The organism is Sphingobacterium sp. UBA5996 (assembly GCF_002429765.1).
GTDB lineage: Bacteria > Bacteroidota > Bacteroidia > Sphingobacteriales > Sphingobacteriaceae > Sphingobacterium.
The window spans coordinates 49,312-71,891 of the sequence record NZ_DJAS01000001.1; the positions used below are offsets into that span (position 1 = coordinate 49,312).

Here is a 22,580-nt window from a genome sequence, read left to right on the forward strand (position 1 = left end):
AATTGTTCGTCACACAAATATAAATTAAAAATCGAAAAGACAGTCCCCGATCACTTTTTTTACTCGTCTCTCAAACTGACAACCGGATTGATGAGGGCTGCTTTGATAGCGTGATAACTGATGGTGAGCAATGCTATTAGCAGCGCGCCCATTCCTGCAGTAACAAAGATGCCCCAGGTGATAGTAATGCGATAAGTATATTCGCTGAGGAGGTCATCGGCAATATAATAGGCGATCGGAAAGGCAACTAAACAGGACAAAAGAATTAACAGGACAAATTCTTGAGATAGCATACGCATAATCTTAAAAATAGAAGCGCCCAATACTTTATGGATACCAATTTCTTTGGTTCTGCTTTCAGCCATGTAAGCTGTCAGCCCATATAAACCGAGACACGAAATAAAAATGGTCAACAGCGCAAATAGTGTTGAAAGTGTGCCCAATTGTTGAAAATCTTTAAATTTTTCGGCGTACTTGCTGTCTACAAAAGAATATTCAAAGGGGTAGTCGGGATTATACTCTTTAAAGATCTTCTCCATTGCCGCAAGCGCATCGGACGTGGACACATGATCATGGATGCGGATATTGGTAACATGCGTGCCTGCAGAAGCTCCCTGGATGACCAGTGGACTAATAGGACTGAAAGGCGATTCTTGAATAAAATCTTTCACGACGCCTACAATATGCCATTTTCTGCCATCAACAACCGTTTTGCCGATCGGATCGTCGAAATTAAATACTTTAGCCGCCGATTCGTTAATAATCATTGCCCCAGAGTCGGTTGGAAATTGAGTTAGGTCAAAATCCCTCCCTGCAACGAGTTCGAGCTCGGCGGTCTTGACCAAATTTTCATCGGCTCCCATTCGGGCAAAAATAGTGTTGTCGTCTTTGGGCTTACCATCCCATTCCATGTAGTTGAAACTCATCGTTTTCGTGAGTGGTGCGGATGTCCTTGAAACCTGCTTGGCAATACCGGATGACAGCAATTCATTTTTTATCAGTAAGCTATTTTTGCGGATGTCTCCCTGATCGACAATACTCACCAATCTATCTTTGTTGTATCCGGTTTCCCTATTTTGAGCGTGTTTGATTTGGTGCTGAATTGATAACGTTGTGACGATCAGTATGATTGCAATACAGAATTGGGAAACAACAAGGATTTTGCGCGGGTTGAATGTCTGTTGAATATGGAGGTATTTACCTTTGAGTACTTTTGTTGGGAGGAAGGAAGACAAATAAAATGCGGGATAGCTTCCTGAAAGAATTCCGGAAACGAAAATAAAACCTGCAAAAGCGGCCCAGAAAAGAAGATCGTCAAAAGGAATAACGAGTTCTCTCGAAACCAATTCATTAAAATAGGGAAGTGTGATTAGCGTAATCAATAGCGATAATAGGCCCGAAATAAAGGAAATCACCATTGATTCTGTAAGGAACTGTCCGATCAGCAGTTTCTTACTTGCACCCACAACTTTTCGGACACCTACTTCCTTCGCCCTTTTTTCACTCTGGGCCGTACTTAAATTCATAAAATTAATGCAGGCAATGATCAGGATCAAACAGGCAATGGCAATAAATGAACGAACCAGCACAATGCGTGGCGAGGTTGGATTTCCTTTCTCGGTAAAATTGCTGTATAGCCACTTATCGCCAATAGGTTGAATAAAATTGACAGCTTTGGTGTCTGTGTGCTTTCTCAGGAAATACTTAATATTCTTTTGGAATTGATCGACGTTTACATTTTTATTCAGCTTGATGTAGGTCTGGATGGAATTATTTCCCCAATAATCATCTGAATAGCCTATCTTCTCCATTAATGTCCAAGGGACTAGATAGGTGCTTCCTTTCATAAACGAATGGTCTGGAATGTCTTCAATGACGGCAGATACGGTGGAAATCTGGGTGCTGTCCAATTGGATCGTTTGATTGATAGGGTCTGACTGCCCAAATAATCTTTCCGCCAAAGATTTTGTCAAGACGATCTGATTGGGATTTTTTAATGCCTCGAGCGGATTGCCCGCGATCACTTGATAATCAAATATTTTCAAGAATGTGCTATCGACGAAAACACCGGGTTCTTTCGCGAGTTTGGTTTCTTGATGGGTTAACAGAAATCCAGTGCCCTTATCCACTCGTGTAATGGTATGTATTTCTGGAAAGTCAGTTTTTAAAGCCCGAGCCATCGGTTTAGGGGTATAAAAATGCTCCACGGCTTCACCTTCCCACACATCGTTCATCCCTACAGCGTAGATCTGATCGTTGTCGGTATAAAATCGGTCAAAGCTAAATTCGCTCTTTACCCATAGCATGATCAGCAGGGCAGCTGTCATTCCAGAAGCTAGTCCGATACTATTTATTGCGGTAAAACCACTATTCTTTGAAAGATGGCGAAAGGCAATTTTGAGATAATTTGAAAGCATAATAACGTGCTGTGCATTTATGCTAACCAATTTATCTGCCAATATTTTAATGCGCTGTAAATGAGGTGTTCATGTTGGTTTTGAATAGAGGGCTTGTTCGGACGCGAACGGTATTTGTTCGAAAACGGACAGTTCGAATACAAATCTCAGGGCGGTACCAGCAGTAGGGTAGTATGCTCATGGCTTATGCGGATAACAAGGGGATAAGTTAACCCCCATGGTATAATAAAGCCGTTTGAGATTTCTCAAACGGCTCTCTGTCACCTTACGATGACTGATATAATGAAACAAACAACAGCGAATTATTGCTCAGGATAAAGTGTAAACTGAAACAGATGGCTTGGCTCCAGGTATTTCTGCGCGAGTTCTTGCACATTTGCGGGAGTAATCGACTTTATCTGCTCACGCTCATTAAAAATACGCGCCGCATCAAGCTGATCAACGGAACTGCTCAATAGGTATGACAACCAAAAACCATTGTATTGCAGCTGCTGACTGCTACTCAGCAGTTTTTCGGCAATGTATTTATCAATATCTTCCTGCGATGGCCCATGTTTACGGATCAGTTCAATCTCTTCGAGAGCTGCCGCCACAAGTTTATCCACTTGTCCGGGGGCCGTGGTGAAAGATATATTCATGCCAAACCGCTTTCTTGGATTCTTCGCAAGGGAAGGAGATACGCTGATCGAATAAATACCGCCTTCTTTTTCCCGTAGTCGTTCGGTCAGTTTGATGGTTAGGCTGCTTGATAAGGCGTCCATCAACAGATTATTGAATTCGCTATAATCTTCGTAAGTACCGAGATAAGCCATTGCCACGGTGGACTTCTCTTCTTTTCCCTTATGGATGGCGCGTTGGATACCCACCTTTGGCGGATAAACGCCGTTGTCTACAAAGGATTCTTTGCGGTGTATGCTGGGCAAGGTGGCCAAATATTGCTTGATATAGGGATCTATAAAAGCACGGTCAAAATTGCCGACGATTACAAAGGTGAAATCTGACGCATCCGCAAATCGGTCTTTATAGATTTCAAAAGAGCGGTCAAAATCAATCTCCTCGATTTTTTTTAAGGTGGGGGCAGTCTTACGTGGATCGTTGTTGTACAAAACTGCAGCAATAGAATCGCTAAAGAAGGTACTAGCCTGCTGCTGCCTGTTTTTGAGGGACAACTTGGTTTTTTCGAGATTGGTCTTATTAATTTCCCGATCTAAACGCGGCACGGTGAAATAACCGTACACGAGCTCAAATGCGGTCTGTAGATCTTCACGGTTAGCTTGTGCTTTAATGCCTTCGCCGATTTCATTGATAAAAGGGCTGGCCGTGGCATGCTTGCCGTTGAGGTAGCGCGAGAGCTGAAGTGAATTAAAAGGACCTAGTCCGCTGTTGGTCACAATAGCGACAGCATTGGTTGCGGACTGAAAATCTTTAAGTGCATACTGGGAATATCCGCCAGGACTATAAGAGGTCAACAGGATTTCATCGTTTTTTAAATTGGTAGGCTTGAGGATAACCTTGGCACCATTGCTGAGCAAAAGCGTCTGCGTGCCTACTTTCTGATCATCCTGTTCGCTGACAATCTGTCCAGGCTGTGGTAAAGTGGGTAACAATTGTTCTGCAAGTCGTTCTTCTTGATAGGCGCTTACCTCCTGTTTTGATGCGTTGATGATCCAGTCATTCAATGTAGACTCGTTGGGCACTACCTTAACATCGTCATTATAAACCAACACCATGTCGCGGTTCTGATGAACTTCGAATTCTTTACCATAGGTCAGGATATCGTTCATACGGATTTCCTCCAGGGCATTGAGCAGGATAGGCTGCAGAAATTGGAAGGAAGGAGCGGGATCTCCTTTGAGGTAGTAAGCCAGAATCTGATCCATAAAGGATTTGGAGTCTGTTTTGTCGTATTCTTTGAGGCTCTGTATGAGCATGCTGCGGTAGTCGGACTTCAACCGATCGAGTTCATCGTTGGTAAAACCGTGTTTGGCAATCTGGGCCAGTGTGTAATATACGGCATTGATACTGGATTGCAGACTATCGGGCTTCGGTGTAATCTGGATGCCGTTGGTTTCGATATTGCCCACAAGTGCACTGTTGCTCAGCGATGCTGCCAGATAAGGGGTCGCCGATTTCCGCGTTTGCTCGGCAAGACGCATATTACAGAGCTGAATAAAGAAATCTTTAGCCAATGCGTTTTTATAGTCGCTTAACTGCCTCGTTTTCCGCGCTTCTTGTTTATATAAAATCTGCAGGGAGCTTTGTGTGACTTCGGGATCGGTAAAGGCTAAAAATTGGTTCTTGCCGGTTAGCGCAATTGGATAGCTTTTGGATCGTGGGGCGTTCTTTGGATTTTTTAATCCGGAAAATTGAGCGACAATCTCTTTTTCGATTGCATTGACGTCGATATCGCCTACGACGATTAGCGCTTGTAGTTCGGGACGATACCAGTCTTTATGAAACTGCCGGATCTCTTGGTGCTTGAAATTGTTGAGCACTTCATCGGTTCCGATTGGCATTCGGAATGCATAACGCGATTGATTCGTCAATAAAGGAAACGTTTTTTCCTGTAGGCGGTGCGAAAGACCACCGCGCTGCCGTTTCTCCTCAAGAATGACACCGCGCTCCTGATCAATTTCGTCATCTTCAAGTAAAGCACCATTCGCCCAGTCGCGCATGATCAGGATACCTTGGCGCAAAAGTACCGGATCTGTGGTCGGTAAAGGCAACTGATATACGGTCTCTTCGAAGCCAGTATAGGCATTGAGGTCAGCACCAAAGCGTATTCCTGATTTTTGTAAGTAGTCTACAAGGTCATTCTTCGGAAAATGGGTTGTCCCATTGAAGTTCATATGTTCCAAAAAGTGGGCTAGTCCTTGCTGTTTGTCGGTTTCCTGTAGCGAGCCGACCTTGTTGGCCAGGTAAAAAAGCACGCGTTCTTTGGGCTCGCTGTTCCGCAGGATAAAATAGTGAAAACCGTTGGGCAGTTTTCCTACCTTAATAGCGGGGTCAAGGGGTATAGGCTTATTTAAACTGACGGAATTTACTGGCTTTGCTTTTTGGGCATAGCTGAATGTTGGTGCTGCTGCTCCAATGGATAGGGCCAGAAGTGTAAAAAATAGGGTGGTGTTTCGCATGTTTAACTATTTGCTGTTGTGTTCTAATAATTCAAGTACGTTTTCTTTTTGGATCAGTACCATACCATGTTTGTCACTGCTGATTCCTTCCGCCGAGCGATAAGAGTAGTAGGGCACTTGGCCGCGCATTTCGGTAGGCATATAGATAAACTGAACCGAACGATCTTCTTGCTGCAGCTGCTGGCCTACTTCAACAATGTGTGTAGAAATCAGATACTGGCAATTGTGGTGCTGCTGGAAGGCGCGTGTGACGGTAAGGGTGGCTTCAAAGGCATCCTTGACATTGGTACCTTTGAAGAGTTCATCAAAAATAACCACCATATTTTTACCTTGGTTGACATACTCGGCCACCTTTTTGACGCGGAGCACTTCCGCATAATAGTGGCTGTGTCCCATATCGATGTCGTCCGACACGTTGATGGAGCTATATAAACCATCTTTTACAGAAAATGACATGCGGTTGGCCGGTACCGGAAGGCCAATATGGGCAAGATAGATGGCGATGCCAAAGCTCTTCATGTAGGTCGATTTTCCAGCCATATTTGCCCCAGTCAGAAAGAGAAGATTCTGCCCTTCATCAAACGTGAGGTCATTGCCCACGGCGTTGGGAATAGTAGGATGGTAAACATTTTCAAGTAGAATATGTTGTCGTTCTGCTGCAAGTACTTCTGCCCTGACAAACCCTCTGGCGTTGGCCACAGAAGCAATGGACTGATAAAGATCGATGTGATAGATGGCTGAGAGACTCTGCTGAATTTCTTTTGACCACTTGTGCCGCAATTGATAATCACAGCTTGCCGCTAGACCAAGCGGGATGCTGTCCGCATGCGACTCGATTTTATGCTGTAACTGCGAGAGTTGGGTGTATTCCTCGCGCAGCCAGGCTTGATCAAAGATGCTTCCCCGAAGCAGCCCTATTTTGTCTTGCTGCTGAAGTTCGGATAGGTAACTGGCTAATTGCAGCATGATTCGAAGGGTGGCTCGAATGCCGGATTCCAGGTATTTCTTTTCTTCTTTTAAACCCAGCGCGGCCAGCAGTTTGCGGCGTCCCGCATGGGCAAGGGCCAGGGCAAAGTGCTGATCGGAATAACTATTGGTAAAATTTTGCACAATATCGAGATCATCGGGGTTGATCTGGAATGTCTGCTGCGAACTTCTGAAAAATGAAATCAGCGCTGCCTGTCTATCAATGGCCGCAGGGTCGGTAAAAGGCTGCAGGAAAAGTTTTTCGAGCAGCAACTCGCCGCCAAAAGTCTCGGTTTTGTTATAAAGTGAAAAGATGGAATCGCGTTTATATTTTCCGGAAATATTGAGATCCTGAAGTGTTTGTTTATCAATAATGAAACTCATGCGCCCTTGTGTTTTTGAGAAGTTAATAAATCAATGATGCCTTCGTTTTCGATGATGATCATGCCATGCCTATCTGCCGAAATTCCCTGTTGCAGCGCATAGCTGTAATGCGGTTTGCCTTGTACCATGTTTGTGGGTAGAAAAACAAATTTGATATCGGGATACGATTGCATCAGCTGCTCTCCGGCTTCGAGAATATGGGTGGATAGCACAAACTGACATCTGGGGTGATGGTATAGCCTTGAGACCACTTCAACGGTGCCCTCGAAAGCATCCTTAACATTGGTGCCCCGAAACATCTCATCGAAAATGACGAAGAGCCTGCGACCTTCGGCAAGCTGCTGCGCCACCTTTTTAATCCGTAAGACCTCGGCAAAAAAATGGCTATAGCCCATTGCAATATTGTCGGGCAGATTGATCGAGGTAAAAATCCCGTCCCGGGGACTGAATAATAAACGCTTTGCGGGCACCGGGAAGCCCACATGGGCCAAGTAAAGTGCAATACCCAAAGACTTCATAAAGGTCGACTTTCCTGCCATATTGGCGCCCGTCAGGAAGGTGATATTGTTTAAACGATCCATGTAGTGGTCGTTGCCTTTGGCATTCCTGACCAGTGGATGAAAAACACCTTCGTAGATGAGGCGTTGATCCATACTGCTGTCGACTGTTGGAAGGACGAAATGCTGCTCATTGGCAACCTGGGCGACACTGAGGTAAACATCGAAGGTATAAATATCACGTAGAATAGCTAACAAAAGATCTTTTTCCTCAAAGCGGAGGATATTGTCGTACTGGATAACTGTCTCACGCTTGAGCGGCTCTTTTTCTTGAAGCAAAGGAATCTGCTCTAATCCACTGTTCTCAAATTTGAGCGCCCATTGCTTTAATTCTTCCTGGTAGCTACCTTCGGGGCCTGCGCTGGAATGGATAAGCGCTTTCCAGGCGTGCATAATTTTACTGCAGGCAATGATGCCGGCAACCACTTTTTTGTAATCGGTATCGCCACCAACAAATTGCTGAAAGCGTTCTTTCAAAGTCAGACTTCCTGTCCGCAGGCGGCTACGTTCATCGGCCATGTCCAAATAAAATAAAGCCTGGTCAAACCAGCTGGACTGGAAGGGAAATAGCATGGGCTGATCCATAAAATGCTGAATGGTAGCCGTACGTCTGCCAATGGCCTGCGCATCTGAAAGCGGATAGTGAAACCATTCTTCCAGCAGTTCGGCTCCGCCGGAGGTAGCCGTTTTGTTATAGAGGCCAAAGATGGATGCGGTACCCCTGGCTGCAAAAATCGATAGATCGTCCCGGGTTTGTTTGTCTATTAATAATCCCATAATTAACGCCCCCTTCTTCTGATCCAGATAATAAGACCGACGCTCAGCATACTCAGTGGTATAAGGTATTTGATCAGCAATTCAAAATAGGTCCAGCTGCTTTCGCCAATCCGTAGGCTTTTATCAATTGAATCGGGCAGACGCATATCCACGGGTACTTCGCCATCACTAAGCCAGGAGAAAGCTGCGCTGACGAGAGAAAAGTTGGATGCATTGACCTGATTTCTTTTGATGAAAAGCTCACTGTTGCTAATCCAGTCGGCGTCTCCCGTAACAAGTATCTTCTGTTCTTTTTTACCGACTTTTCGGGAGAGTGCCACCACTGTGGGGCGGCTCCCTTCGCGCTCACCTGCGGCAATATTGAGAACGGGTCTGCTATCAATGAAATTGAGGTTGTCAAGCTCATTCCACGTACCGGTCGTATCCGAAGCAAAAAGTACCTTGGATTGGAAAGGAGACTGTGGTGACACCAGGATACCGGCTGTACCTAACAGGGTGACAACTTCTTCGCGACGGGCCATCGGTTTGAGGTAATAGGAAAAGTCCTCACCGGCCTGGGTTGGTTTGAGTGTCAGCAGGTCTGGTTGCAAGGCTTCTTGCTTTTTGACGAGCACACCAGGTTCCAAGCTAACGCCCAATGGTGCGGCGATGCGGTTAAAAATAGCTTCCTGCCCCGGCTCTCCGGCAAGCATCATATTGCGGCCGCTGGCAATGTAAGCATGTAGGTTGGATAACTCCTGTTCGTTATAGGCCTGCCGCGGTTCGGCTATAATCAAGATGTTGATATTTTCCGGAACCGGCTTCGACAGGTCAAGCTCTTTAAAATCAAATCCTTGATTGATCATCGAATAACGGAATGCCTTTTCCTGGGTAATGGTTTTGTAACCACGATCTTGGGTAGAGTTGCTGTTGCGCTCGCCATGACCCGATACAAAGCCGACCACTGGTAGTTCATCCATCACCAAACGTTTGATGGCTGCGCTGATTTCTGATTCCATCGGTACGCGTTGCATGTCATCATAAACACGTAAAAAGGTTTTCCGCCCATTATCACGTTCCAGTACGCGGACAAACCGATAGTTTTCCGAAGAGAGGTCTACCCGTTTTTTGATGGCTTCATAGGGCAGGATCTCAAAATTCCATTTGTTGAATTTCCGCAGGGTGTCCAGGCGCTGTTCGGCATTGAGCTTTGGAAACTGTCGGTCGAGAATGGGATTGTCAGTCTGATGGTAGTAATACACGTATTCCATTTCTATTTCGGGCTTGAAACGGATGTATTTCTCAAACGAGCCCACATCGGTTTTATACGACGAGGGTAAGCCGATAAAACTGTTGCCATCGAGCATATTGACGTAAGTGGTGATCTTAAATCCACCGGTTAGTTTGTCCATGATTGCTTGGCTACTGGGGCGTAGCGTATTGCTTTTTCGGTAGGTGCTGTCGTAGTATAGCTTGATAAAGGGGAGTGTGGTCAGGTATCCGATGAAGAACACGGCCAGGGTGATGCCGCCAAATTTCAGTAGGTTTTTACCGGCCGACTGTTTCTTTCGGATAGCCTGAAGGCGGAAGATAGAGTAGCTGACAAAAAGAACGTTAACAAGTATAAAGTAAAGGATGTCTTCTGTTGTGATCAAACCTGCGATAAAAGTGTCGGCACGGCCGTTGATGGCCAGCCAGTAGGTAATTTCGCGCACAAAGGGGATGTCCTGCCAAAGGCCACGTGCAAAGTTCATCATGGCAAATACACAGAGTGTTCCGATAGCAGCCACAATATTATAGCTGGTCAATGAAGACATAAAAAGACCGACAGCAGCATAGGCAGACAACAATAGAAAAAGTCCGAGCAAGCCTGTCAGCATTGGGCCGATGTCTGCATGCACTACCGTACCCATGGTAAAAATAACGAGGATGGATACCGACAAAGTGAGGACAAGACCAAAAAGCAGCAGTGCAATATATTTGCCGAGAATAATCTGGCTGTTGGTAATGGGTGAGGAGTACAGTAATTTGATGGAACCACTGCTGTATTCGCGACTCATGATGCTCATGGTCAATAAGGGCATGTAGAGGTAGAGATAAGACTGTACTTTGGGATATATACCACCCCAGGCCGATGAAAATAGGCTTTCAGTGGTATTGATAAGGTCGATTTTCATGGACTGCAACTGCACCATCCCGGCATAGGAAGCAGAAAATAAGTAGCCTATCTGAAAGGTAAAGATCATCAAGACAAGCCAGGCAACAGGTGAGTAAAAGAGTACCTGCAGTTCTGTTTTTGCTATTTTTAATGTTGTTTTCATGGTTGGATTGAATTATACTTTTCTTCTTTTTCGAGTCATTTCGGCAAATACGGTCTCGAGCGAACTTTTCTCGGAATAGATCTCGATCAGATTCCATTTTTCCTGGACGCTTTTTTCAACCAAGGCTTCGACGAGTTCCTGGGTGTTGGTGGAGCGTATGCGAAACTTAATGTTGCCTAAAGGCTCCATGTCAACAAAACCCGGGAGCTGCTGAAATTCCTCCATGGATGGCGGAGATATTAGGCTGACAACAACACTATTGGGGGCAACTTGGTTGTCAAATTCTTCAAGTGAACCGGAGAATATCATGCGGCCCTCGTGGATCATCCAGATATGATCGCACAACGCCTGTACCTCTTGCAGGATATGTGTGGATAGCACAACGGTGCGTTCTGTTGCGATCTCTCGGATGAGGTGCCGGATGTCGAGGATCTGGTTGGGGTCAAGACCATTGGTTGGTTCATCCAGCACCACGAAATCAGGCTCATGAATGATCGCCTGGGCTATTCCTACCCGCTGCTGGTAGCCGCCAGACAGGTTTTTGAGCAGCCGATGGCGAAAATGGGCAATGCTGCATTTAGACAGCACACGTTCGATGGCAGCTGGTATTTTTTCGGGTGCCATTAGACGTAAATTTGCCGTGTGGATGAGATATTCCTCTACGGTCAACTCGGGAAGCAACGGTGGCTGTTGTGGTAGAAAACCAATATGTTTCTTTGCTTCTACCGGATGCTGTGCCATGCTGATGCCGCGGATAAAAACTTCACCGTGCGACTGATTTACTACGCCGCACATGATATTCATGGTGGTAGATTTTCCCGCTCCATTGGCTCCTAATAGGCCGTAGATGCCATTTTTTTGAACTTCAAAATTAATGTCACGGATAGCCCATTGGACGTTGTATCGATGGGAAAGATCTACCACCTGAACAATGGGAGTGTCGTTTGCTGTGCTCATGTTATCGTTGATTTTGGTATAAGTAATCCCCCGACACGGTGTTTATGTTGCCATGCACACTGTGTCTGTTGCCTGCGGAAATACGTTGTACGTCCGCTAGCAGTGGGGATCATATATGATGTTGTTGTTACCTCGGATTCTGAATGATTTCAGGATTTAAAACAATGTATTTGGATGCAATAGGCAGGACATACCGATTGCTGTTGGGAGCCAGGGTAAATGACTCACCTTTGTACGTACGGGTCTGTGTATTGATAAACCCGGGTTCGGCGGCAAGGCGCTTCTGGTCAAACCAGCGTAAACCCTTTACCATCAGTTCTTTTCGCCGCTCGTTGATGACGATCTTGAGGATAGCCTGTTGATCCATCGCCTGCAGTGGCTTGTATGCGCTCTCTTCAAAGCGCTTGCTTCGAAGGGTGTTTAATACAGCTACCGCTTCTGTAAAACGGTCATTGTTGCGGGCCAGGGCCTCTGCTTTGATGAGCATCAGCTCGGGAAGCGTTGGGCCACTGGTCACTTTGCCATTGGCCGAGATAATGCGGTGTTTATTATACGCTTTGCCCTTGAAAGGGCTCCAGGTAAATACGCTACCGTCGACCGTAAAGAGGGTAGCACGAAGGTCGCCAGGTTCAAACAGCGCCAGTAACTCGGGATTTAAGGACAGGGTGGGGAATGAATTACGCAAGCTTTTTATAAAAATCTCTTCCGTATCATTCAGGATATTCGGATAGCTATTTGGTGTAGCTTTGTACTGTTTGAGATCGATCAGTTTATACGCTGGCTTGGCCAGTACAAGCTCTGCATAGTGCAGTGCTTTGCCATAGTCGCGCATCTGTAGATAAACGCGTGCCAGGATGGCTTCCGCGGCCGAGCGCGAGGCGAGCATATTAAAGTTCGCCTGCTCGGGAAGGTCAGGAATGGCCGAAGTGAGATCGTCAATAATCTGCCTATACACTGTTTCCACGGGTTTACGGTCTAGCTTGGCATATAGATCGGGACTTGTCAATAGCGGAATGCCAAGATCAGTATGGGCTGTTGAGGCATCGTACTGCTTCGCGTAGCTGTTGACCAGGTTAAAATAATTGAGCGCGCGATGTACCTTAGCCTGGCCCAAAATATTTCTCTTTTGGGCGTCTGTTCCGCCCTGACTGTCCATAATCTCTGTTGCAACTTGATTGAACAGATAAATTTGTTTGTACTGGTCTGCCCAGTCCGGATCTTCATTGTTGTCGCCAACAATGTCGCTTTTCCAGCTATAGGCATTGGCGTCGGTCAGAGAAAGCGTATTCAGATAAGCCTCGTCCGATCCATAGATATCGTCGCTGGCCAGGACCGGCCAGTAATACGATCGCTCTACCGATGTGCTGTTATTCAGTAGGTTTTGATAGTCCTGTGTGTATTTAAGTTCACGTTTGCCGACCAGGTCTATCTCCACGAATTTACGGCAGGATGCCAGGCTGGAAACAAATATGGCGGCAAGGCCGAAGGTGATAATCTTGTGTTTCATGTTCATAATTCTTAAAATCCCATATTGATGCGAAATACATAGCTCGTGACGGGCGGCATACTGGCATAGCTACCATCAAACATATAATCTGGATCGATATCGCGGTCTGTCTTCTTCCACAAAAGGCCGAGATTGGTCGCCGTAGCGCCTATGCTCAACGATTTGATGGCCTTGTTGTTGCCTAACAGGCTAGCCGGAAAGCTATAGTTTAGTGCTAGCATTTGTAGGCGGATGTGACTGGCATCGATGACATTGATGTCGGCGTATTCAAACCGTTGTATGCTATTGAGGTTGGTATTGATGACGCCAGGTATATCGGTATGGGCCTCATCTCCGGGCTTACGCCAGCGGTCTACCAAAGCCTTGCTGTTGGCCAGATAGCCATCAAAACCTGCTGTATTGCTCGGATATTGAGCGGAATTGACTTCTTTCCAACGCACTTTGTGACCAAATTTCATTGTCATGCGCGCTGTAAAACTAAAGTTCTTGTACGAAACGGTGTTTGTCCAGCCACCAAAATAAGGTGCATTCATGCGTCCCATATACCGTAGGTCAGTGGGTTTAAAGTCATCGGTAGAGGCTTCTGAATCGAAGACCTTGCCCTGGCCGTCACGAATTTGGGAGCGGCCTTTGTTGTCGAGCCCTGCCCAATGGTAAGCAAAGATTTGATCAATAGGATAGCCTTCAATTGGTGTGGAGGTCTCACCTGGGGTCTTCAACGTATTTGGAAAACGGTCGTCGGTCACTTCGTTGTTGCTATAAGCTAGGTTGAAAGCACTGTTCCACCTCCAGTTTGGTCCTTGAACGATCTGCCCCTGAATGCTCAGGTCAATACCCTGACTTTTCATATTGGCGGTGTTGAAAGACAGGCTTGACCATCCGTAGGTTGCATTGTATGGTACGGAAGCAACAATACCGTAAGATCTTTTTATGTAATAATCAAGGTTAACCGTCAAACGGCTTTTTAGGGCAGTGAAATCCAGTCCGGTATTAAACGTCCGTGTCGTTTCCCAACCCAGCAGCTGGTTGGCCGGAATGCTGATTGATCCAGTAGGAAGCTGGGTATAGAAATCGGTTATGGAAGCAGAATACAAGGTGTATGAGGTACCGTCACGCGGTACAGATCCTCCTGTACCAATGCTTCCACGCCAGCTAAGTGCATTTATCCAGGGCAGCGCACGCATAAAGTTTTCCCGGTGTAGGTCCCAGCGCAAGCCGGTAGACCAAAAGGGTTTAGCGCGTTTCGAACGGTCGATACCGATAATCGTCGCATCGTCAAAACGTAGGCTACTGGTTAAAAAGTACTTCTCAAGCAGTGTATATCCTGCGTTGGCGTAGTAGCTCAGGTAGCGTATGCGGTCGATATTGATGGGGGCATCCTGTATATTTAATGTCTTATTGGCGCCGTAGATATCCTTGTAAGGCACCGTCGGATTGATGACAGTAGACTGATAGGTATCTTTATCAAAACCATAACGTGTTTGTAGATAGCCCATCATCTGGCTCTGGCGGATCTCGCTACCGGCAAATAGGTCTATCTGGTGGATATCGTTAAATTTTTTGGTTCCATCCAATTGGAAGCGTAGGGAGTAATCGTCTGTTTTGCTGTTAGAAGTGAGGTATTTGCCGCCCAAAGGAACCCCATAGGTCAGTTTGCCCGTGCTGCTGAGTGTGGTACCGTTATTGATCAGGTTGCGCATTTCATAGCTGTCGCCATCGCGGAGGCTTTCCATATTACGGAGGCCTTTTTGATAGGATCCCGATAACGATGCATTCAGCCAGCTCAAGGGATGGTAAGTCAATTGACCGGTGAAGCGCGTCAAGTTATTGTCGTATCTGTCGCTGCTGAGGTTCAGTTCATCCAGGTGGTTATACGACCATGGTAAGTACCCTTGGCTTTCAAAACGCTGTTGGGCAACCTGCGGAGTAAAAGCAAAATAGCGGCTGATGCTATTTCCATTGTCGTCCAATAACATATTGTAGGGAGTGAGTCCAAAAGTACCCGGGCTGATGGCAAGAATTGCAGCGTTGTTCACCTTGCTTTTCTGAATGATATGGTTGAGTCCTAAGGATACTTTTAGCTTGTTGTTAAAATAATTGTTTTCGATATTGAAAGTCAAGGACATGTTATTGGCATTGTTCTCCCGGTAGATCGGTCTGTCCTTTGAATACACGGCCGACGCATAATAGCGCGCTCCCTGCACAGCACCGTTAAACGATAGGTTATATTGTTGGCTTTGCGCGGCCTGTAACAGCTGATCGCGGATCTGCTGACGGTTGTCCATTTGTCCGAGCTGACTAAGGATGCTACTTTCTTCGTCGGTACTGATTTCGCCGCGTTTGGCGCGGAACATCGTCATGATGGCGTCGGAGCGATTTGGTGCACGCCAGCCAGAGGCAGGATCGTAATAAAAATTATTATCGAAGAGCTCTTTTTCAAAGTCGATATACTCTGCAGCATTCATGTTCCGTAAATTATGCAGGTTTGGCGGAGCAGAGGTTCCGAGTGTAGATGAAAAGTTGATGCTATTTTTTCCCATTTTGCCGGCCTTTGTTTCGATGACAATCACTCCATTAGCAGCTCTTGATCCCCAGATAGAGGCTGCAGCGGCATCTTTTAGCACGGTAATGCTGGCGATATCGTCGGGATTGAAGTTGTTGAGTATACCGGCACTAGTAGTGGTGGCCGAAAGGCGGTTGCCTGATCCTGTAGGATTGCTGCTCAATTGTTGTTCCATAGCTGGAAATCCGTCGATAACGATCAGCGGTGTACTGGACGTACTGGAAAAGGTATTTGGCGAGCGTACAAGGATGCTGTTGGTACGCGTGTCGAATTGAACGCCAGGAATTTGCCCTTCCAATCGTTCGATCAGGCTCAAAGCTGGACTTTCCTGTATTTTTTTGTCGTCTATAACGACCAGAGAGCCTGTGGCTTTGCTGGGGTCGAGCTTTTGATACCCTGTATTTGCCATAACAGATACTTCATCGAGCGCAGCAATCTGTTGTTTGAGCACAAATAGCGGTCCCAGATTACTTGCAGGAGTACCGCTGAGGTCTATCTGTCTTAATTCATAGCCCAAGTAGCTGATTTCAAGTATGGCATCGCTGGCAACATTCGATAATACAAATATTCCCTTTCCATTTGTTCGCGTCTGGTTATTGGTACCCTTGATCCGTACAGTTGCTCCGGCAAGTGGCCTTTGTTGGGTATCGGTAACGATGCCATTAATGGTACGTTGCTGCTGCTGATCGGTGACAATAATGGTATTGTTGCGAACAGTAAAGCCCAGTGATTGCCCTTGAAAGCAGAGCGCAAGCGCCTCGGTAAGTTCAAGGTCACTTAAGTGGATTGTGAGTGCTGAGAACGATTTGTTGTGTTCGGGACGGATCACATAATCGTACCCTGTCTGTGCACGTACCTGTTGCAGGATCTGCTCAAGGCTGGCACGTTTGACATTTAGGTTGATTTTGTTTTGGCCATGCAGGGCCGTGGCTGTTTGTAAAAACAAAACCAAAAACAACATGCAAAATAATTGAAATCGCATAAGCAATTTGATTATAAAGTTGGAAAAGATAGGCGGTCTGTGGGTCGGTTGATTTACCTGATACTTTTCATTAGCAAAAAAATATTGATACATTTGTTTGTTGATTTTTGGACATGGATGTCCCTCTTGACAAGGAGACATGTCATGCAGTTCATAATTTCGTAATAATGCTAGGCGTGAATTCAAAAATCAGTTCTAGGGGCGGTGCAACGCCTCTAGATTTATTTTGAAATCGTGGTTTTTCTTTCGTTAGGGTATTACCATCAACCTCCTTTCTTTGTCTACCGTGCGGATTTCAAATTTTATACCGGTGGTAGTTTCTAATATTTCAAGTACTTCCTGTAAAGTTTTCTTGCGCGATATACTGCTGATATACCGTTGGTTGTTGATCGGGCCAAGGTACGCTACGTCGATATTGTACCATCTTGATATCTGGGCCATGATCTCTTGTAACGTAGCCGAATCAAAGTAAAAATCGCCGTTTTTCCAAGAAAGATCTTTCGTGAGGTCGACTTCTAGCAGTGTAAATTCGTTGCCTGTCTGTATGATTTTTTGACCGGGTTTTAATAGGATAGGGGCTGGATTGGTAGGGTTGTTTAAGGCAATAGCTCCTTCTTCCAGGGTAAAACTTTGCTGTTTGTCTTCACGATAAGCTTTGACATTGAACTTTGTACCTAAAACCTGAATGGCATTTTGTCCGGCGTGGACAATAAATTCCTGCTTGATCATTTTATCGCCCGCACTAATTTGCCGTTTGCTCACTTCGAAGTACGCTTCGCCCTCTAGGGTCACTTCGCGTTTGGCACCTGTAAACCGTATCGGAAAAGTTAATTTACTATCCGCGTTGAGTGTGACTTGCGTGCCATCCCCAAGCCGAATTTTGTAAGTATTGCCCTTTGGTACCACAAGTGTATTGCTTAGTATGGCTTGGCTGTTATTTTTGGAATCATCGTTCTGGTAAACAAGTTGTTCGTTATCGCTCCAGTCGATGAGAATTTCGTGGTCTTTTCGATTGTAAGACCCATTGCTTTTATTTAGCTCGATTTGTTCGCCGTTCGACAAAATCAAGGAAGCGCCACTGCTTGCTGGCGGAATGGGAAGATGCTGTTGATTAATGGACGAGCCTGTAACAACTTCTGTAGTACCTATTCCACTGCTAATATCCTGGGTTGAGGAGGAAGAATCATGTCTAATCAAATAATAGGAAGAAAAACCAATCACAGCAATAGATGCCGCTGCTGCAAACCATTTCTTCCAATTGGATCTGGATCGATGTGGTAGATGGATGTCGCTCTCGACGCGGTTCCAGATATCGGAAAGATCCGCCTGCAATTCTTGAGCTGTTAGATCAAAATCAGGAAGCTGTTCTGCATGGCTGATATACCAATCATCCACAAAGGCTTTTTCGCTGTCCGAACATCGATCTGATGCATATCTTTTTAGTAGATCACGATCTACTTTTAACGGTTCTCTCACGTATGATTGTGTTGTTGTTTGGGAGTATAACAGTTAGCTCGGCAACAGGTCCCAGATCAAAATGATTTTTTTTTAAAAAAAATGGGGCTACTGAGATTGGTCCGGAAAAAAAGCAAGGATAAACAGAAGTAAGGGCAATTTCTGGCGCAACAAATGAAGTGCATTCGATAGTTGATTCTTTACTGTCTTTTCGCTGATGCCTAGTTTTTCGGCAATCTCCTTGTGGCTGAGGTACTGCTTACGGCTTAATTGAAATACTTCACGCATTTTTTCTGGAAGATTTTGGATCTCTCGCTCGATGATGTCCTGCAATTGTTTCTCGCGTATCACATGATCGGTATCTGCTACGTAGGTGGATGCATAAGAAGACATACTTTCTAGGTATTTATCCACCACTTTGCTGTGCGAAATATGGTTGATCAATTCATTTTTAACGATTTGATAGAGATAGGCAGAAAGCTTGATGTCGGTCGGCAGCCTGTTACGTATCGACCAGATCTTGACAAATACTTTTTGAAGGATATCTCTTGCCTCCTCGCGATCGCGAATAAATCTGTTTGCATGGACGTACAAAGGCATACTATAGCGCTGGTAAATGACAGAGAAGGCTTTCTCGTCATCCTGGCGTATCAGATCAACCAAGATTCCATCGGATAGTATGGCGTAATCGTTGTCCTGCATGTTGTGTGTAGTACGTTTTTCTAAGGTGAATAACAGAAGATCAGCCCTGTGTTTTTTGCCAAACTTCATCAATTAATAACACAAATATAACTTTTTAATAAAATAAGTATGAATTTTTTGCGAAAATTCAACTTTTTAGGCGGTGTCATTGTGGGAATGACCTCCAAATACGCAAGATCCATTCTGTTGCTTTCCATAAGCAACAGAATGGATTCGGTATTCTTAGTTTATCGTTTATTTTCTCTTTTCGAACAGCATTGAAACGCTACTAATCCAATCAATATCCCAGCCACAACAGTTTTGCCTATGAAAGCTTTTTTATTATACTTCCATTCGGCACCCAGTCCGAGCTCTTTGGCGATATTGGGAAGATGGCCTTTCGTGATGTCTTCGACAACACCTTCTAGCATATCGACACGATCTGCGAGTACCAGCGGGAGCCAGCGGCCGTAGCTGGATTCGCTATACTTAAAGGCAAAGCGCCGAATGGCGCCACTCAGCCCTTTGGGCGGATTGCCGGTTCCATAAACTGCTGTTAGGTTGGGGCGTTCAACAGAATGCAGTATCTCAACCGTTTCTTCCTGCAATGGCGGTCGCTGCCACGAATAGCCCTGATGTTCTTGGTTGTTTCGTTTTTTGATGGGATAGGTGGGGTCGTTTTTGGGGTCAAAATCGATTGCCCAGCCCTTGATATGTCCGTAATCCGATTGTCTATCGTTGATAAAATCTTCGGGTGTAGTTTGATCTGTTATCATAATAAAATATCTTAAATCGAAGCCGATGGTGGAATTAACACAGTTTTGATACAATGATCCAATTTGGAAGAGAAGAGGTGATATGCATCACCGACTTCTTCGAGCGGAACCCGATGTGTAATCAGCTCTTTGGGATTGATAACGCCATCCTTTACATGCTGGATCAGTTTGGGTAGCAGCCGCTTCACCGAAGCTTGGTTGGCCCGTATGGTGATTCCTTTATTTAACACATTGCCAATAGGCACTAAACTGTTGGTTGGGCCATAAACGCCCACAATAGACACGATACCACCTTTTTTTACGCTATTAATCGCCCAATGCAATGCCGTGGTCGATCCGCCCTGTAACATTAAGTATCGTCCCAAAAGACTATTCATGGTGTTACCTGCCGCCTCACAGCCTACCGCATCGATGCACACATCAGCGCCCAGTGAATCGGTGATTGTCTTGATAAAAACAACGGGATCGCCAATGGAACGAAAATTGACTGCTTCACACTGGGCGTAGCGTTCGGCAAATTCGAGCCGATAGTCGACATGGTCGATTATAATCACGCGTGCTGCCCCGAACAGCCAGGAACACTTGGCTGCCATAATACCAATTGGACCAGCACCAAAGACCACCACCGTATCTCCGGGTTGAATTCCCGCCATTTCGGCCGCCTGATAACCCGTAGGTACAACATCGGTCAGCAAAACGGCGTCGTCGGGGTCCATCCAGTCGGGAATAACCACAGGCCCCACATCGGCGTAGGGCACCCGAACATATTCGGCTTGGCCACCGGCATAGCCGCCAGCGGTATGGGAATAGCCGAAGATACCGCCCACCGCAGTCGCTTCAGGATTGGATTCATGGCAGTTACCATACAGTTCCTGCCGACAGAAGGCACATTTACCACAGGCAATATTAAAAGGAACCATCACCCGGTCGCCAACTTTTAAATTTTCTATTCCAGCGCCTAACTCGACCACTTCACCTATAAACTCGTGTCCAAAGGTAGAACCCACCCGGGTGTCTGGTACAAGACCATGGTAAAGATGCAAGTCAGATCCGCAGATACAGGAACGCAAGACCCGCACGATGGCATCCTGCGGATGGATGATCTCTGGCATGGGGGCATTTTTATCGGCACGTACGCGATAGGGCCCTCGATAATTCATTGTAAGCATAATATTCAATTCATTAATGATCATAAAAACAGCGCCCGTCCAAAGACACTTACTTAGGGAAGGGATGTGCTGCTGCATTCGTTTGCATATTTTACCGATAGGGGACTTATACGTAGACAACGTATTTAGAACGTCAAAGGGTATCCTTACGTGCTGCGGGCTCATTCCATGAGGCGATTATCCAGTTCGTGGTGGTGTAGGGGACCTTGCCGCGCAAAGCAATCCTGCCCTTGCATTATTCTACTGGTTTTGTAAGAAATCCATCATCAATTGACTTTCCTAAAAATAAAGCCTAATTTTGACTAATCAACAATAGCTAAACCATCGAGGATGAACGTAACGCATGTCAGACAATTGTTTACCCAACTTTATGAAGAAAATTGGGGCAAGCTGTACGTGCATGTTTTCCGCATGTTGGATGACCAGGACGAGGCCCGTGATATTGTACAGGAAATTTTTACCAATCTCTGGGATCGCATGGAGCGTCTGGAAATCGTACACTCGTATCACGCTTATCTTTATCGCTCTGCCCGTAATCTGGTGATCAACCGCATTGCAAACCAAGATGTGGGACGTAAATATGATAACTACCTGCAACATGCTGTCCCAACATTTGAAGTGATGCCCGACGAACTGTTGCGGGAGAAAGAATTAGCGGAGCAGATCGACAAAGCGATTGAAAGGCTGCCGCGTAAAATGGCACTGATCTTCAGGAAAAGCCGTTTTGAACAACGGAGTTATCGCGAGATCGCAGCAGAACTTGATATTTCTGAACAGACTGTTAAAAAGCAGATTTACAATGCTTTGACGGTTCTGAGAAAAAAAATACGCACAATTTTTATTTTTTTCTACCACTAAGTTGCCGCTATCCTGTCTTCTAAATAGTATACAGGATAGTACCTATGAAACCACGATTAACAAAACAATTACTGGAGAGGTACCAACAGGGTATGTGCAGCACTGAAGAAAATGCACTTGTCGAAAGTTGGTACAATCAGCTCAGCCGGCAAAATAATGCAAAAGACATTCCCGAACTGGATCTGGCTGCCGAAGACCAATTTTTCCAACAGCATATTTTTGGTCCCGAATGGCGGGCTAAACGCCAGCGCAGCGCTTATTTGAAAGTGGCAGCCAGTATGGTGTTTTTTTTGATGGCCGGTGCGGCGATATACTTCTTTTCCCCGAGGCAGCAAGCTCCGAAGCCATTGCCCTTTAGTATTGGTCAATTTCAGGCCGATCTTTTGATCGGAAATGAGGTGGTGAGCCTGAGTAAGGAAAAGCCGTTTAGCCCCGAGTGGCTCGATCGGCATAAGGATAGCAACGTGGCGCTTCAAACCAAAAGGGGACAGGAATTTAAAATGGAACTTCCGGATGGTACGCTGGTGTGGTTAAATGCCGACAGCAAGCTCAAAATTGAACCGGGGTATAATGAACATAAACGTTCGGTATTTCTGGAAGGTGAGGCTTATTTTAAGGTGGCCAAAAATAAAGCGAAACCTTTTATTGTGCAGGTGGGGAACACCCGTATCGAAGCCCTGGGGACAGCTTTCAACGTGAAGTTGTATCCAAAGGACAACGCGCTTTTAACGACCCAGCTTGACGAAGGGAAAATACGGGTCAGCAATGCTGGCCTGGACGAGATTCTGCTGCCCGGACAGCGGATCCAGCTGAATGTGCTGAATGGAGCCTTCCAGCGGCTGGCGGAAAACAGCCAGCCCGATATAGCCAACTGGAAAGACGGGTACTTTGAATTTGACCAGACACCGTTGCCTGACATTTTAGCGGATCTGGCGCGCTGGTACAATTTCACCTATAGCCTGTCGCCTGCCTATAAAAATAAAGTCCTTAGTGGAAAAATCAGCAAAAAAGAATCCTTTGAAGAAGTGCTGAAGATTTTACGCTTCGCCGGTATAAATTATACCATCGAAAAAAACGAACTCTTGCTTATTCCCTAA

General features: G+C 45.7%; 14 protein-coding genes. 2 read left to right on the top strand and 12 right to left on the bottom strand.

Translation table 11 applies throughout. From position 1 onward, the window contains the following. Nucleotides 1-59 precede the first annotated feature (59 nt). From B3E00_RS00220 to B3E00_RS00275, 12 genes are all read right to left on the bottom strand, one after another. Complete coding sequence (locus B3E00_RS00220) at nt 60-2,459, bottom strand: ABC transporter permease (protein WP_293936149.1); 2,400 nt, start codon at nt 2,457-2,459, stop codon at nt 60-62. Between the two features lie 260 nt (nt 2,460-2,719). Further along, nucleotides 2,720-5,551: a M16 family metallopeptidase gene (locus tag B3E00_RS00225; RefSeq protein WP_293936150.1), complete on the bottom strand. Its 2,832-nt coding sequence runs from the start codon at nt 5,549-5,551 to the stop codon at nt 2,720-2,722. Nucleotides 5,552-5,557: 6 nt separating this feature from the next. Continuing rightward, on the bottom strand, nt 5,558-6,901 hold the full coding sequence (locus tag B3E00_RS00230) for a MutS-related protein (protein WP_293936151.1): 1,344 nt from the start codon (nt 6,899-6,901) through the stop codon (nt 5,558-5,560). Further along, nucleotides 6,898-8,235, bottom strand: coding sequence for a MutS-related protein (locus tag B3E00_RS00235; RefSeq protein WP_293888673.1), 1,338 nt, complete (start codon nt 8,233-8,235; stop codon nt 6,898-6,900). Before B3E00_RS00235 ends, B3E00_RS00230 begins: the two co-directional genes overlap by 4 nt. Before the next feature lie 2 nt (nt 8,236-8,237). Continuing rightward, a complete protein-coding gene (locus B3E00_RS00240; protein WP_293888674.1) occupies nt 8,238-10,535 on the bottom strand; it encodes a Gldg family protein in 2,298 nt (765 codons plus the stop codon). Nucleotides 10,536-10,547: 12 nt separating this feature from the next. Next, on the bottom strand, nt 10,548-11,492 hold the full coding sequence (locus tag B3E00_RS00245) for an ABC transporter ATP-binding protein (protein ID WP_209579718.1): 945 nt from the start codon (nt 11,490-11,492) through the stop codon (nt 10,548-10,550). Nucleotides 11,493-11,619: 127 nt separating this feature from the next. Next, complete coding sequence (locus B3E00_RS00250) at nt 11,620-12,999, bottom strand: RagB/SusD family nutrient uptake outer membrane protein (protein WP_293936152.1); 1,380 nt, start codon at nt 12,997-12,999, stop codon at nt 11,620-11,622. Nucleotides 13,000-13,010: 11 nt separating this feature from the next. Then, nucleotides 13,011-16,544: a SusC/RagA family TonB-linked outer membrane protein gene (locus tag B3E00_RS00255; RefSeq protein ID WP_293936153.1), complete on the bottom strand. Its 3,534-nt coding sequence runs from the start codon at nt 16,542-16,544 to the stop codon at nt 13,011-13,013. Between the two features lie 249 nt (nt 16,545-16,793). After that, nucleotides 16,794-18,020, bottom strand: coding sequence for a FecR family protein (locus B3E00_RS00260; protein ID WP_293936155.1), 1,227 nt, complete (start codon nt 18,018-18,020; stop codon nt 16,794-16,796). Between the two features lie 87 nt (nt 18,021-18,107). Next, nucleotides 18,108-18,770, bottom strand: a complete 663-nt coding sequence (locus tag B3E00_RS00265) for an RNA polymerase sigma-70 factor (protein WP_209579722.1) — start codon at nt 18,768-18,770, stop codon at nt 18,108-18,110. A gap of 158 nt (nt 18,771-18,928) precedes the next feature. Continuing rightward, nucleotides 18,929-19,456, bottom strand: a complete 528-nt coding sequence (locus B3E00_RS00270; protein WP_209579724.1) for a hypothetical protein — start codon at nt 19,454-19,456, stop codon at nt 18,929-18,931. Nucleotides 19,457-19,467: 11 nt separating this feature from the next. Then, entirely contained in the window at nt 19,468-20,703 is a 1,236-nt protein-coding gene (locus tag B3E00_RS00275) for a zinc-dependent alcohol dehydrogenase (RefSeq protein ID WP_293936161.1), read from the bottom strand. 252 nt (nt 20,704-20,955) lie between these two features. Between B3E00_RS00275 and B3E00_RS00280 the strand changes: the two genes are divergently transcribed. Next, nucleotides 20,956-21,483 (top strand): RNA polymerase sigma-70 factor, encoded by a 528-nt coding sequence (locus tag B3E00_RS00280; protein ID WP_209579733.1) that lies wholly within the window; start codon nt 20,956-20,958, stop codon nt 21,481-21,483. Between the two features lie 44 nt (nt 21,484-21,527). After that, nucleotides 21,528-22,580: a FecR family protein gene (locus B3E00_RS00285; RefSeq protein ID WP_293936163.1), complete on the top strand. Its 1,053-nt coding sequence runs from the start codon at nt 21,528-21,530 to the stop codon at nt 22,578-22,580.

Bases quoted from the DNA above. Each gene is read 5' to 3' on its own strand.
- B3E00_RS00225 (WP_293936150.1), bottom strand. From the start codon at position 5,551: ATGCGAAACACCACCCTATTTTTTACACTTCTGGCCCTATCCATTGGA.
- B3E00_RS00230 (WP_293936151.1), bottom strand. From the start codon at position 6,901: ATGAGTTTCATTATTGATAAACAAACACTTCAGGATCTCAATATTTCC.
- B3E00_RS00235 (WP_293888673.1), bottom strand. From the start codon at position 8,235: ATGGGATTATTAATAGACAAACAAACCCGGGACGATCTATCGATTTTT.
- B3E00_RS00240 (WP_293888674.1), bottom strand. From the start codon at position 10,535: ATGAAAACAACATTAAAAATAGCAAAAACAGAACTGCAGGTACTCTTT.
- B3E00_RS00245 (WP_209579718.1), bottom strand. From the start codon at position 11,492: ATGAGCACAGCAAACGACACTCCCATTGTTCAGGTGGTAGATCTTTCC.
- B3E00_RS00250 (WP_293936152.1), bottom strand. From the start codon at position 12,999: ATGAAACACAAGATTATCACCTTCGGCCTTGCCGCCATATTTGTTTCC.
- B3E00_RS00255 (WP_293936153.1), bottom strand. From the start codon at position 16,544: ATGCGATTTCAATTATTTTGCATGTTGTTTTTGGTTTTGTTTTTACAA.
- B3E00_RS00265 (WP_209579722.1), bottom strand. From the start codon at position 18,770: ATGAAGTTTGGCAAAAAACACAGGGCTGATCTTCTGTTATTCACCTTA.
- B3E00_RS00270 (WP_209579724.1), bottom strand. From the start codon at position 19,456: ATGATAACAGATCAAACTACACCCGAAGATTTTATCAACGATAGACAA.
- B3E00_RS00275 (WP_293936161.1), bottom strand. From the start codon at position 20,703: ATGCAGCAGCACATCCCTTCCCTAAGTAAGTGTCTTTGGACGGGCGCT.
- B3E00_RS00280 (WP_209579733.1), top strand. From the start codon at position 20,956: ATGAACGTAACGCATGTCAGACAATTGTTTACCCAACTTTATGAAGAA.
- B3E00_RS00285 (WP_293936163.1), top strand. From the start codon at position 21,528: ATGAAACCACGATTAACAAAACAATTACTGGAGAGGTACCAACAGGGT.